Source organism: Psychromonas ossibalaenae ATCC BAA-1528 (assembly GCF_000381745.1).
Lineage (GTDB): Bacteria > Pseudomonadota > Gammaproteobacteria > Enterobacterales > Psychromonadaceae > Psychromonas > Psychromonas ossibalaenae.
Map to the genome: position 1 here is coordinate 19,618 of NZ_KB906974.1, position 12,920 is coordinate 32,537.

The following is a 12,920-nucleotide window of genomic DNA, read 5'->3' on the forward strand; positions in this document are numbered from 1 at the left end:
GTAAAGGACGCGTTCCGCATAAAATTCAATTTATAGCAAAATAAGAGTGTATAAAAATGAGCCAAGTTGCCTCCATCGAAGAAGTTACACAGAAAAACCCGCAGGAAAAGCACCTTTGTGATTACCGTGCTTGTGATTTCGCTGTCAGTACATTAGATCTTGAATTTGATCTGTTTGATGAATGTACGCAGGTTAAAGCCGTTAGTCATATCAGCCGAAGCACTAGAAGCGAAACACCGTTATTTTTATTTGGTGAACAGCTGAAGTTAGTTTCAATTTTAGTCAATGATAAGCCTTATACTGATTTTGAGTTAGTTTCAGGCGGGCTGCAGATTAATCGACTCCCGGATGAGTGTAAATTAGAAATTAATACTGAAATTAATCCGGCCGCCAATAAAGCCTTTGAAGGTTTGTATAAATCCGGTGATGCATTTTGTACACAGTGTGAAGCGGAAGGTTTCCGTCGTATTACCTATTATTTAGACCGTCCCGATGTGATGGCTAAATTCACTACCAAAATAACTGCAGATAAAAGCCTTTACCCGTCATTACTGTCCAATGGTAACCGTGTTGACCAGGGAGATTTAGATAATGGACGTCACTGGGTAAGCTGGGCCGATCCTTTTCCGAAACCGGCTTATCTGTTTGCGTTAGTAGCCGGTGAGTTTGACTGTTTAACAGATACTTATACCACAAAAAGCGGCCGCTCCGTTGCTTTAGAATTGTTTGTGGATAAAGGAAATCTGGATAAAACCGCACACGCGATGCTGTCATTGAAAAAATCCATGTTATGGGATGAGCAGCGTTTTAATCTTGAATATGATTTAGATATTTACATGATTGTGGCGGTAGATTTTTTCAATATGGGCGCCATGGAGAATAAAGGCCTGAACATTTTTAATTCAAAATTTGTTTTAGCCAACTCTCAAAGCGCGACAGACCAGGATTACTTAGGTATTGAAGCGGTTATCGGCCACGAATATTTCCATAACTGGACAGGTAACCGTATTACTTGCCGTGACTGGTTTCAGTTAAGTCTTAAAGAAGGTTTAACAGTATTTCGCGATCAGGAGTTCAGTTCAGATCTGGGCTGCCGCAGTGTTAACCGTATAGCGAATGTTAAAATTCTGCGTAATCATCAGTTTGCTGAAGATGCCGGTCCGATGGCGCATCCTATTCGTCCCGCGTCAGTCATGGAGATGAATAACTTTTATACGGCAACTGTGTATAACAAAGGCTCGGAAGTGATCCGTATGATGCATACTCTGCTGGGGGAAACAAAATTCCAGGCAGGCATGCGGCTGTATGTTGAGCGTTTTGACGGACAGGCGGTGACCTGTGATGATTTTGCCGCCGCTATGTCAGATGCAAGCGGTATTGATTTATCGTTGTTCAAACGCTGGTATTCACAGTCGGGTACACCGCAGGTCAATGTGACCGATCATTATGACAGTACGACGCAGACTTATCAGATAACCTTTAAACAGAAGAACCTGCCGACTGCGGATCAGCATATTAAGCAGACACTGCATATCCCTATTGATATTGAACTGCTTGATGAAAGCGGCCGGGCACTGGATTTAGGTAATGGTAAAACGAATAACGTACTCAGTTTGACTCATAAAGAACAGACCTTTGTTTATAAAAATGTTTCGGAAAAGCCAGTTCCAAGTATTTTCCGCGGTTTTTCTGCCCCGGTTAAGTATCAGTATGCCTACAGCGATCAACAGCTGCAGCATTTAATTACTTTTGCCAGTGACGAGTTCTCTGCATGGGACGCTGGACAGACTTTATTTAATAAATATCTGCTTAAAAACGTACAGTCTCTACAGGCTAAGCAGAGCTTAGCGCTGCCGGCGGCCTTTACTGATGCCTTTAAGGCTGTTTTAGTTAATGACAGGGTAGATCCGGCTTTAATCGCTGATATGTTTGATTTTATCAGTGAAACAGGAGCAATGGAGTTATTTGAACGTGTCGATATTGAAGCGCTGCACCAGGCACGTGATTTTATGCTGAAACATCTGGCGGCGGAATTAAAAAATGAGTTTGTTGATGCTTATAATAATCATCAGGTGAAAGGTGAATATCAGCCGGACAGTGCCGATATCGCTAAGCGTAAACTGGCCAATACTGCGCTGCGGTATATTAGTAAAGCAGATCCGCTATTAGCTGATCAACTGGTGGTTAAACAGTTAGAAAACTGTAATAACATGACCGATCACCTCGGTGCTCTGGCTGCCGCCAACAGCGGCCTGCTGGATTGTCGTGAAAGTGTCATGGCTGAGTTTGATGATAAGTGGTTTGAAAACGGACTGGTGATGGATAAATGGTTTAGTCTACAAGCCAGCCTGCCGAGTGCTGAGGTGCTGAATAATATTAAAGCGCTGTTTAACCACCGCAGTTTTGATTTTAGCAATCCGAATCGATTACGTGCCTTAGTCGGCGCCTTTGTACAAAATAATGCTTATCATTTTCATGCGCCAGACGGCAGTGGTTATGAGTTTTTAACTGAGCAGCTGATTAAATTAAACAGTCAGAACCCGCAGGTAGCGGCACGTTTAATTACGCCGCTTATTCAGTTTAAACGCCTGGATCAGCCTCGTATTGAATTAATGAAAACCCAGTTAAATCGTTTACTTAAACTAGATGATTTGTCTCTGGATTTGTACGAAAAAGTATCAAAAGCGTTAGCGCAATAATATTCGCCGTTTTAGCGGTACAATTAGCGTGATCCACTCAGCCTTTCTGGTAATTCAGAAAGGCTTTTTTTTATCCCCTTGATCTGATTCATATTATTTGCTGTGTGTAAGAGGAAAATCAACTTTAGGTTGATCGTCATTAAAACACCAACAATAAGAAGTCAGATGATGAAAAAATATTTGAAATATCTGTTACCAGTCCTTGTGCCGTTTATCATTTTATTATTACCCGCCAGTAGTTTCGGTATTGATGGAATGACCTTGGTTGAACAGCGGGTTATTGCCATTTTTGTAATGGCGACCTTATGCTGGGTGTTAGAGCCGATTCCTATTTATGCCACTTCAGTGTTAATCATTGTTTTACAGCTGCTGTTAATCTCCGATAAGGGGTTATGGTTTACTAAGAGTGCACCTGCAGAAGAATTAGGTCATTTAATCAGCCATAAAGCGCTGATGGGCACCTTTGCTTCACCGATTATAATGCTCTTTCTCGGCGGTTTCTTTTTAGCGATGGCCGCCACGAAATACCGCTTAGATGTTAATCTGGCGCGTGTGCTGCTCAAACCTTTCGGACAAAACCCCAAATTTGTGATGCTCGGGTTAATGATGATAACTGCAGTTTTCTCCATGTTCATGAGCAACACGGCAACGACCGCTATGATGCTGTCTATTTTAACCCCGGTTATTGCACTTTTTGGACGTGACGATTTAGGTAAAGTTGCCTTTGCACTTTCGGTTCCAGTGGCCGCAAATATCGGCGGTATCGGCACACCGATCGGAACACCGCCTAATGCTGTTGCGCTGAAATATTTAGTCGATGAGAACAACATCAGCTTTGGTGAATGGATGGTATTCGGCGTGCCGTTTGTGGTGGTGATGTTATTTATTGCCTGGCTTTTACTGACCACTTTGTTTCCGGCTTCCATTAAAGAGATCAACCTTAATATCAAAGGGCGCTTCTTGAAAACACCGAAAGCCATAACTGTTTATGTCACTTTTGTGATCACCATTCTATTGTGGCTAATGGGCGGCCTGCACGGCATGAATTCTTATGTTGTCGCCTTGATTCCGGTTGCGGTCTTTTCTATGTTTAAAATCATAACGAAAGAGGATTTAAAGAAAATTTCGTGGGATGTTTTATGGTTAGTTTCAGGTGGTATTGCGTTAGGTGTCGGCCTGGATAAATCAGGGCTTGCCGCCAATGCCATTGAAGCGATTCCATTTGCTGAACTTCATCCTTTACTGTTAATTGCCGGTGCATCGGCATTGTGTTTATTAATGGCTAATTTCATGTCACATACCGCAACAGCCAATTTACTGTTACCACTGGTTGCCGCGCTGGGGGCATCAATGCATTCATTATTACCCTATGGAGGGGAAGTGGTGCTGATTCTAGCTGTTACATTTGCTGCATCACTGGGTATGTCGCTGCCGATTAGTACACCGCCGAATGCACTTGCTTATGCATCGGGACATGTTGAAACCCGGCAGATGGCAAAGGTCGGTGTTGTACTCGGTATTATCGGACTGCTGATCACTTATGCAATGCTGTACGTACTTAATCAGCTTTCATATGTTGGCTAAACAGCTGTAAATAATCATTTATACATTTAATTTCAATGGGGACCTATGGATAAAATCAATATAATCTGCGTCGATGATGAACGCGAGGTGCTGGAGTCTGTCAGCCGGGATCTCGCCTACTTTGCCGACATGTTTAATATAGAAGAGTGTGAATCAGCTTTTGAGTGTGAGGAGTTGTTAGAAGAGCTTGATGCGCAGCAGGAATATGTCGGGGTGATCATCTCTGATCACGTTATGCCGGAAAAATCGGGAGTAGAGCTTCTTACTGAAGTTGCTTTAGATCATCGTTTCCTAGGCACTAAAAAACTGCTGCTGACCGGTCTGGCAACACAAGCTGACACTATTCGTGCAATCAATAATGCCAAGCTGGATAATTTTTTAGAGAAAGTCTGGGATCCGCAGGAGCTGCAGCAGACGGTTAAAGAGCTGCTGACTGAGTATATTGTCGAAAAAGGCCTGGAGTACGAAGACTACATAGAAAAACTGGATCCGCCGACCTTGTACCGTTTAATTAAATGTTAGTGACCAGCCCGTTTTAAATAATACTGCCATAAGTAACCGTTAAGCCTTCCTGAGCATTCAGGAGGGTTTGCTTGCGGCAAAGGAGTGCTTAATGATAAAACCATATTTAAAGTACATTTTACCTGTTATCCTGCCTTTAATTATTCTTCTGCTTCCTTCGGACAGTTTCGGCATCGATGGTTTAACGCTGGTGGAACAGCGTGTTATTGCTATTTTTGTTATGGCGGCCCTTTGCTGGGTACTCGAGCCGATTCCTATCTATGCGACTTCGGTATTAATTATTGTTTTTGAACTGCTGCTTATTTCTGATAACGGTTTATGGTTTGCCACCAACGGTCATCCGGAAGTACAGGGGACCCTGATTAAGCAGAGTACCATTATGGCGACCTTTGCCTCGCCGATTATTATGCTCTTTTTAGGTGGTTTTTTTCTCGCGATGGCTGCTACAAAATACCGCTTGGATGTGAATTTAGCGCGGGTATTATTACGCCCCTTTGGCTCCAGCCCTAAGTATGTGATGCTCGGTATTATGATGATAACGGCAGTCTTTTCGATGTTTATGAGTAATACCGCAACCACTGCGATGATGCTGTCTATTTTAACCCCGGTAATTGCACTGTTTGCTAAAGAAGATATTGGTAAAGTTGCTTTTGCGTTGTCGGTGCCGGTGGCTGCAAATATCGGCGGCATCGCAACGCCGATCGGTACACCGCCTAATGCCGTTGCCTTGAAATATTTAGTCGATGAATACAGTGTCAGTTTTGCGCAGTGGATGGTAATAGGCGTGCCTTTTGTTGTGGTGATGCTGCTGGTTGCCTGGGTATTACTAAACCGCTTGTTTCCGGCAGATACTAAAACCATTCATCTGGATATCGAAGGGCAGTTTTTGAAAACACCCAAAGCTTATTTAGTTTATGTCACCTTTGCTTCTACTATTATATTATGGTTATTAGGCGGCGTACACGGCATGAGTGCTTATGTGGTGGCCATGCTGCCGGTAGCGATATTCTCTATGTTTAAAATTATTACCAAGGAAGATTTAAAAAATATTTCCTGGGATGTTTTATGGCTGGTATCGGGCGGTATTGCACTGGGCGTTGCCCTGGATAAATCCGGGCTGGCGTCTAATGCGGTTAATGCTATTCCCTTTGACAGTTTCCATCCGCTGGTGCTGATTGTCGGTGCATCTATGATGTGTCTGGTGATGGCGAACTTTATGTCTAATACCGCGACTGCGAATCTGATCCTTCCTCTGGTGGCTGCTCTGGGTGCATCAATGACTTCATTAATCCCCTTTGGCGGTCAGGTGGTGCTGATTCTTGCGGTGACTTTTTCTGCGTCGTTAGGCATGTCTTTACCAATCAGTACCCCGCCTAATGCATTAGCTTATGCATCCGGGCATATTAAAAATACGCAGATGCTTAAAGTGGGCGTCATTCTCGGCAGTATCGGTTTACTGGTAACCTTTGCTATGTTGTTTATATTAAATAAACTCGGAGTGGTGGGGATTTGATTCTGCTATAAAAAATGACTCCACCAAGCTGGTGGAGTCATTGAAGATTTAACTCTTGTTTTATCTGTTTCCCGCCGCTTAATGATTTCTGCTTATAGACATCTACCCGGCAGGCGGGGTTGTGGAGAAATTAAGCATTACTGCTGGATCTGTTTTTCACCGTTTAATATCTCCTGCTTATAGACATCTACCCAGAATGCGGTTGCTCCGCACACTGCTGCCGGCATAATAATAAAATTAACCACAGGTATAGTGGTGAAAAAACTGACCAGCATACCAAAGGTCAAGTTTTTGCCTAAGCGTCTGCTTAATGCGCTTTTCATGGTGTTAAACGGAATTTTGTGATTGTCGAAAGGGAAATCAGCATACTGAACGGCCATCATCCAGCCAGCAAAAACAAACCAGATAAAAGGCGCGGCCGTCTGGCCGAAGACCGGGATAAAAAATAATACTCCACAGAACAGCATACGCGGTAAAAAATAAGCCAGTTTCTGCATCTCGCGTTTAAAAATCCGTGGTAGATCTTTTAACAGGTCAGTAAAACCATCGTCATTAAGGCGCTCATTAGTCAGCAGATTTTCTGTTTTTTCAGCGAGCAGGCCGTTAAACGGTGCAGCAATAATATTGGCGACGGTTGAAAAAATAAAAGAAAAAGCAAATAAAATGGAAACGACTAAAATCGGCCAGACAATATAAGACAGCCAGTTTAAATAGTCAGGTAAAGCTGCAATATATCCATCAATCCAGTCCATAACTGCAGTGAATAAAAACCAGAAAGCTCCGGCAAAAATGATGGTATTAATGACAAGCGGGATTAAAACAAAAAGCCGCAGTTTTGGATGACTCAGCAGTTTTAAACCTTTGAGCAGGTAGCCGATTCCGGAAAGCGGCTGCTTAACAAGCGTATTTGGTAACATAGATAACTCTTATTAAAAAATTGAATGGGCGATTCTACGCTAATAAACGTACAAAAATCTCGCGTTTGCTTTAACGCATAACAATTTTATAAAAAAAAACAGGCAATATATAGACGCTTTGCCTTATTCAAGGTAGTTTATTGGGCATATGCTTCAATTTTCATTTTGTTAATCAAGAGAAACAATAATGCAACATTTCCAACCAATCTTAATTGCTATCGGTTTACTGGCCATCGCTGCTGTTTTAATTCATGGTTACCTGCTCAGTCGTAAAGAAAAAATGCAGGCAGTTGAAAACACAACTGAAACGGATATTTTCTCTGAAAAATCCGTAACTCCAGAAACCGAAGAGGGCATTATTGGTGATGTAAGAATTATCAGTGACAAGTCGGACAGAGCAGAGCAGAGCATCGATTTCTCAGTGGCTTTAGATGATGAAAAAGAAGTGCATATTAATTTTTCTCCTGCAGCCGCTCCAGTTGAAAAAGACTCTTTCGATATACAGTCCGTTGATACAGCAGCAGATGAGCCTCGCGCAGAAGTGCAGCATGAGCTTGTTTTAGAGGTAGAGTCGAGTGAGACTCAGACTGCTGATGACAACAATGACAAACTAGAAAATCCAGCGAAGCCGGATCAAGTACTGACTGAAGCACCGGACGAAGTTGTTGAGCATACTGTTAAACCTCAGGTTGCGGTTAAAGGGCAAGTCCAAGAACCAGATATTTTTATCTTTAATGTAGTTGCAAAAGGCGAAGGGCGTTTACGCGGCCATGAGCTGCTGCAGTTTTTCTTAACGGCCGGTTTTCGTTTTGGGGAAATGTCTATTTTTCACCGCCATCTTCACTCCGACGGAACCGGACCGGTTTTATTCAGTATTGCTAATATGATGGCTCCCGGTATTTTTGAACCTGAACATATGGAGCAGTTTAACTCCGAAGGCGTGTCGTTTTTCTTAACGGTACCGAACAATGAAATAAATGTTAAAGAAGCATTTGATATGATGTTAACGGCGGTTGAGCAGATGGCTGAAGAATTTAACTGTTTAGTTTTAAATGCAGAGCGTGAACCGTTAACCGAACAACAGTTCAGAAACTACCATGAGCGTTTATTACATTATATTTAACAGCAGTATGGTAAACTTAGCTGCACATGAAAACCTCGTTTAACGAGGTTTTTTTATAATTAAATTTTCAACCAGCTGGTACAGGCATGACAGTCAAAAATAAGATTAAAGAATTAAGCGCATTATTAGAAGAATATAACTACCAGTATTACGTACTTGATCACCCAAGTGTACCGGATAGCGAATACGATCGTATTTTCCAGGAATTACAAAAACTAGAGCAGGAAAATTCCGATTTAATTTCCCCTAACTCCCCGACACAAAAAGTAGGCGGAATAGCACTGAGCAAATTTGAACAGGTCACCCACCGCATACCTATGCTCAGTCTGGATAACGTATTTGAAGCGCAGACCTTAAACGATTTTATGCAGCGTGCCATGGATAAATCATCTCTTGCCGAAACCGCATTCTGTATCGAACCAAAACTTGACGGTTTAGCCGCCAGTATTATTTATGAAAACGGTTTACTGGTACAGGCGGCGACTCGCGGCGACGGTCAGACCGGTGAAAATGTCACTGAAAATGTTAAAACTATTGCGAATATCCCGCTTAAGCTTCGCGGCGAAAATATCCCGCCGTTATTAGAAGTGCGTGGTGAAGTGTTTATGCTTAAGGCCGGCTTTAATAAATTAAATGAAGGTCTGATTAAAGCGGGTGAAAAACCTTTTGTTAACCCGCGTAATGCCGCTGCCGGCAGTTTACGTCAGCTTGATTCAAAAGTGGCGGCCAGCCGTCCTCTAGCATTTTACTGTTATGCGGTCGGAGTCTTTGAAGGTGATGATTTAGCGGGCAGCCAGTTTGAACGTATTCAGCAGCTTAAGGACTGGGGCCTGCCTGTTTCCGAAGAAGTAAAACGTGTTGTTGGTGAAGACAAGTGTCATGCATACTATCAGGCCATTCAGGAAAAACGTCCCGATCTAGCTTATGAGATTGATGGTGTTGTTTATAAAGTTGATGATATCAGCGTGCAGGAAAAACTAGGTTTTGTAGCGCGTGCACCTCGCTGGGCTACGGCTTATAAGTTCCCGGCTGAAGAAGCGGTTACCGAGGTTGAAAATGTCGAGTTTCAGGTCGGGCGTACCGGAGCAATTACGCCTGTGGCTAAACTGAAACCGGTTTTTGTCGGTGGTGTTACCGTGTCCAATGCAACACTGCATAATAAAGATGAAATTGAACGTTTAGGTATATTGATTGGTGATCAGGTAGTAGTGCGCCGTGCTGGTGATGTTATTCCGCAGGTTGCGCGGGTCTTAACTGACAAACGTGAAACACAGACTACCCGGGAAATTGAATTTCCTGCTGTGTGCCCGGTTTGTGAAAGCACCGTTGAACGTATCGAAGGGGAAGCTACGATACGCTGTGCGGGCGGTTTATACTGTGAAGCACAGCGTAAGGAAGCGATTAAGCATTTTGCCTCGCGTAAAGCTTTAGATATTGACGGCTTAGGTAATAAACTAGTTGAGCTGCTGGTGGATGAAAAAATGATCCAGGATCCTGCGCAGTTGTTCAGCTTAACTACTGCGCAGGTTTCATCGCTGCCGAGAATGGGTCAAGTTTCTGCGAAGAAATTGATTAACAGTCTGCAGGTTAGTAAAAAAACCACACTGGCACGTTTCCTGTATTCCTTAGGTATTCGTGAAGTTGGTGAAGCAACTGCAAATAATTTAGCCGGCCACTATAAAACGATTGAAGCAATTGAAAAAGCCGGTGTTGAAGATCTGAAAAGTGTTTCCGATGTTGGTGAAATTGTAGCTAAGCATATCTATTACTTTTTCCGTCAGGAACATAATATAGAGGTGGTCAGCAAGCTGATTGACGCGGGCATTCACTGGCCGCTTATTGAAGATGTTCAGGAGAGTGAATTAGCCTTATTAGGTCAGACTTTTGTGATCACCGGATCATTCGATAAAATGTCCCGCAGTGATATTAAACTTGCGCTGCAGGCGTTAGGTGCAAAAGTTGCCGGCAGTGTGTCGAAAAAAACCACAACAGTTGTTGCGGGCGCAGCTGCCGGCTCTAAGCTGACTAAAGCACAGGATCTTGGCATTGAGATAATGGATGAAGCTGCTGTACTTAGTTTGTTGAATGTCTAAAAAATTAACAGTTGATCACTGCATTTATTCTATAAATCAGTAGGATATTTATTATCTTAAAAAGTTGGGGAACACATGAAAAAAATTAAAAATGAATCTCAATTATTACAACATGCCACCAAATTAGGTGCGGCGTATGCGCTCAAACGTGGTTATGTGGGTATCGACGGCACTACATCCGCGAAAGATAAACAGGAGTGTATTTACCGTTTGCTAGTACAGGACAAGCTTGTTTCACCTCTAAGTAAGGAGGATGAAACAACAGCGAATATTCGCCATAAGCTGGTTCTATGGATTATGAAGCACCTGCCTCCGGAGCATTCCCTCCTCAAGTAATCAATATCCGCATTGTTCAGGTAATGCGGATTATTTTCGCTTACACTGATATACATCGTATAATTAAACCTTATGTTTAAATGGAGTTATGATGTCCCGCATAAAACTTGTAATCACTTTTCTCTGTTGTGTTTTTTTAATCACTACAGCTTACGCTAAACAAACAGCTGTGGTTGTGTATACAGATCCGGTAAATGCGCTGGAAAAATCAATACAAAAACAACTTCAGGTTTCTGATACTGTTGAGTCCATGGTGACTTTAAGCAATGATACATTTAAGTTGAACAAGCAGCTGAGCATTGTTTTCGGTGGCGAAGAGGGACCGCTGTTTGATCCTGAAACAAATGAAATTCTTATCCCCTATACATTTATTGATGAGATTAACCGTCGTTTTAAAGCAGTAAAATACGCTGAAACCGGTGTGAGTATTGAAGACGCTTCATCAGATGTATTGATGCATACACTTTTTCATGAGCTTGCTCATGCGCTGATATCTATGTATGAGCTGCCGATTGTCGGCAAAGAGGAAGATGCGGCTGATTCATTAGCTGTACTGCTGCTGGTCGAATATTTTGAAGACGGCGCAGAAATCGCTATCAGTGCGGCAGACTTGTTTGATCTGGAAAGCATGGATAACGAGATAATCGAAGAGCAAGACTTATGGGATGAGCATAGTCTCGATGCGCAGCGTTTTTATACTACCTTATGCCATGTTTACGGCAGCTCCCCAGAAAGCTATTCCGATATACCGAAACAGCTTGGTTTTTCACAAGAACGTGCCGAATTCTGTGTTGACGACTATGCAAATATGCTCAACAGCTGGCTGACGTTATTAAAACCGTATATTAAAAATTAACGCGGCATGATTTAAGAGCCGCTTATTGTATATCGCGAAGGTGCTGCAATACGCTGTATCATCAGTATTAAACATCCCGCTGCTAAGCCCCATAATACAGAGCTTAATCCCCATAATGTCAAATCTGAAGCGCTGACTAAAAAGGTAATTAATGATGCTTCACAGCGACTGTCTGCGCTGCTGAGTGCCTGTATAATGCTCTGTTTGATCGTAGCGAATAATGCAATACCGGCTAATGCGTAAATTAATGTGCCGGGTAAACCTGCAAAGATAATCATTAGATAACCTGCCGACAAGCCCATTAATATGTAAAAAAGGCCTGCAGCGACAGCTGCTCGATAGCGAAGCTTTGGGTCTTTGTCTACATCTTCAGTCATGCACAAAGCTGCTGTGATCGCCGCTAAATTAATTGCATAACCGCCGAAAGGGGCCGTCAGTAAATTCGTAAAGCCGGTAACAGTGAGGATTGTTGATACCGGCGCAGGGTATTTATGCGCTTTTAATACCGCAATACCCGGCAGGTTTTGCGCCGCCATGGTAACAATAAACAGCGGCAGTCCAATATTGAGCAGTACTTCAAGGCTGAACTCCGGTGAGGCATAGCTAAAGGATGCCACCTGCCAGTGAAGGTCTGTGTTTATCAGCAGGCTCTGCTGCCAGGAGAAAAATACACTGATTATCAGCACCAGCAGTATGGCAAATTGGGGGAACAGCTGCCTGCCTAATAAATAGGTGATAAACATAACCGCCACAAGCAGCGGCTCTGCGTTCATCTGGTTAAAAACGTCAATACCAAAGTTAAGCAGAATACCGGCCAGTAATGCAGATGCAAGATGAAAGGGCAGTTTAGTGATTAATTTCTCAAACCAGCCGCTGATACCACAGATCAAAATCAACAGTGCAGAGCAGATAAATCCGGCGGATGCTTGATTAAGGGTAAAGCCCTGGGCCGTCGAGATAAGCAGGGCTGCGCCGGGAGTTGACCAGGCGATTAATAGTGGAATGCGGTAATAAAGCGATAAACCGATAGAAGTAACACCCATAGATAAACCTAGTGTTAATAACCAGCCGGCGGCCAGTGAAGCATCGCCGCCTAAGGTAAGCACGGTCTGATAGATTAATGCCGCCGAGCTGGCAAACCCGATCACTACTGCAACAAACCCGGCAGCCGCCGGACTAAAATGACGATTGACCAAAGACATAAATACTCCCATAATCACTTTATCATGTGCGTTATTGCGCACAAGTTAACATTGTATGTTATAGCGCACAAGGTA

Annotated in this window: 10 protein-coding genes; 8 read left to right on the forward strand and 2 right to left on the reverse strand. The window is 43.0% G+C overall.

Going from position 1 to position 12,920, the window contains the following annotated elements; translation table 11 throughout:
* The first annotated feature begins 56 nt into the window (after positions 1-56).
* The 4 genes from pepN (at position 57) to G327_RS0105685 (ending at position 6,318) form a co-directional block, all read left to right on the forward strand.
* Positions 57-2,699 (forward strand): aminopeptidase N, encoded by a 2,643-nt coding sequence (gene pepN / locus G327_RS0105670; protein ID WP_019613792.1) that lies wholly within the window; start codon positions 57-59, stop codon positions 2,697-2,699.
* 165 nt (positions 2,700-2,864) lie between these two features.
* On the forward strand, positions 2,865-4,283 hold the full coding sequence (locus G327_RS0105675) for an SLC13 family permease (RefSeq protein WP_019613793.1): 1,419 nt from the start codon (positions 2,865-2,867) through the stop codon (positions 4,281-4,283).
* Positions 4,284-4,328: 45 nt separating this feature from the next.
* Positions 4,329-4,805 carry a response regulator gene (locus G327_RS0105680; RefSeq protein WP_019613794.1) on the forward strand — a complete coding sequence of 159 codons (477 nt, stop codon included), beginning with the start codon at positions 4,329-4,331 and terminating at the stop codon, positions 4,803-4,805.
* A gap of 91 nt (positions 4,806-4,896) precedes the next feature.
* Positions 4,897-6,318, forward strand: coding sequence for an SLC13 family permease (locus tag G327_RS0105685; RefSeq protein WP_019613795.1), 1,422 nt, complete (start codon positions 4,897-4,899; stop codon positions 6,316-6,318).
* Positions 6,319-6,455: 137 nt separating this feature from the next.
* Here the strand turns inward: G327_RS0105685 and cysZ are convergent, their stop codons facing one another.
* Positions 6,456-7,235: a sulfate transporter CysZ gene (gene cysZ, locus G327_RS0105690; RefSeq protein WP_019613796.1), complete on the reverse strand. Its 780-nt coding sequence runs from the start codon at positions 7,233-7,235 to the stop codon at positions 6,456-6,458.
* Positions 7,236-7,422: 187 nt separating this feature from the next.
* Between cysZ and zipA the strand changes: the two genes are divergently transcribed.
* The 4 genes from zipA to G327_RS0105715 all read left to right on the forward strand — a co-directional run bounded on the left by zipA (position 7,423) and on the right by G327_RS0105715 (position 11,643).
* A complete protein-coding gene (gene zipA / locus G327_RS25935; RefSeq protein ID WP_019613797.1) occupies positions 7,423-8,358 on the forward strand; it encodes a cell division protein ZipA in 936 nt (311 codons plus the stop codon).
* 86 nt (positions 8,359-8,444) lie between these two features.
* Positions 8,445-10,451, forward strand: coding sequence for an NAD-dependent DNA ligase LigA (gene ligA / locus G327_RS24035; RefSeq protein WP_019613798.1), 2,007 nt, complete (start codon positions 8,445-8,447; stop codon positions 10,449-10,451).
* A 75-nt stretch (positions 10,452-10,526) separates the two neighbouring features.
* Positions 10,527-10,787, forward strand: coding sequence for a DUF5062 family protein (locus tag G327_RS0105710; RefSeq protein WP_019613799.1), 261 nt, complete (start codon positions 10,527-10,529; stop codon positions 10,785-10,787).
* Positions 10,788-10,878: 91 nt separating this feature from the next.
* On the forward strand, positions 10,879-11,643 hold the full coding sequence (locus tag G327_RS0105715; protein ID WP_019613800.1) for a DUF4344 domain-containing metallopeptidase: 765 nt from the start codon (positions 10,879-10,881) through the stop codon (positions 11,641-11,643).
* An 11-nt stretch (positions 11,644-11,654) separates the two neighbouring features.
* Here G327_RS0105715 and G327_RS0105720 read toward each other — a convergent pair whose 3' ends face one another.
* Positions 11,655-12,845 (reverse strand): benzoate/H(+) symporter BenE family transporter, encoded by a 1,191-nt coding sequence (locus tag G327_RS0105720; protein ID WP_019613801.1) that lies wholly within the window; start codon positions 12,843-12,845, stop codon positions 11,655-11,657.
* Positions 12,846-12,920 lie beyond the last annotated feature (75 nt).

Coding starts and splice junctions, on each gene's coding strand:
- cysZ (WP_019613796.1), bottom strand. CDS start 7,235: ATGTTACCAAATACGCTTGTTAAGCAGCCGCTTTCCGGAATCGGCTAC.
- G327_RS0105720 (WP_019613801.1), bottom strand. CDS start 12,845: ATGTCTTTGGTCAATCGTCATTTTAGTCCGGCGGCTGCCGGGTTTGTT.
- G327_RS0105675 (WP_019613793.1), top strand. CDS start 2,865: ATGATGAAAAAATATTTGAAATATCTGTTACCAGTCCTTGTGCCGTTT.
- zipA (WP_019613797.1), top strand. CDS start 7,423: ATGCAACATTTCCAACCAATCTTAATTGCTATCGGTTTACTGGCCATC.
- ligA (WP_019613798.1), top strand. CDS start 8,445: ATGACAGTCAAAAATAAGATTAAAGAATTAAGCGCATTATTAGAAGAA.
- G327_RS0105710 (WP_019613799.1), top strand. CDS start 10,527: ATGAAAAAAATTAAAAATGAATCTCAATTATTACAACATGCCACCAAA.
- pepN (WP_019613792.1), top strand. CDS start 57: ATGAGCCAAGTTGCCTCCATCGAAGAAGTTACACAGAAAAACCCGCAG.
- G327_RS0105685 (WP_019613795.1), top strand. CDS start 4,897: ATGATAAAACCATATTTAAAGTACATTTTACCTGTTATCCTGCCTTTA.
- G327_RS0105715 (WP_019613800.1), top strand. CDS start 10,879: ATGTCCCGCATAAAACTTGTAATCACTTTTCTCTGTTGTGTTTTTTTA.
- G327_RS0105680 (WP_019613794.1), top strand. CDS start 4,329: ATGGATAAAATCAATATAATCTGCGTCGATGATGAACGCGAGGTGCTG.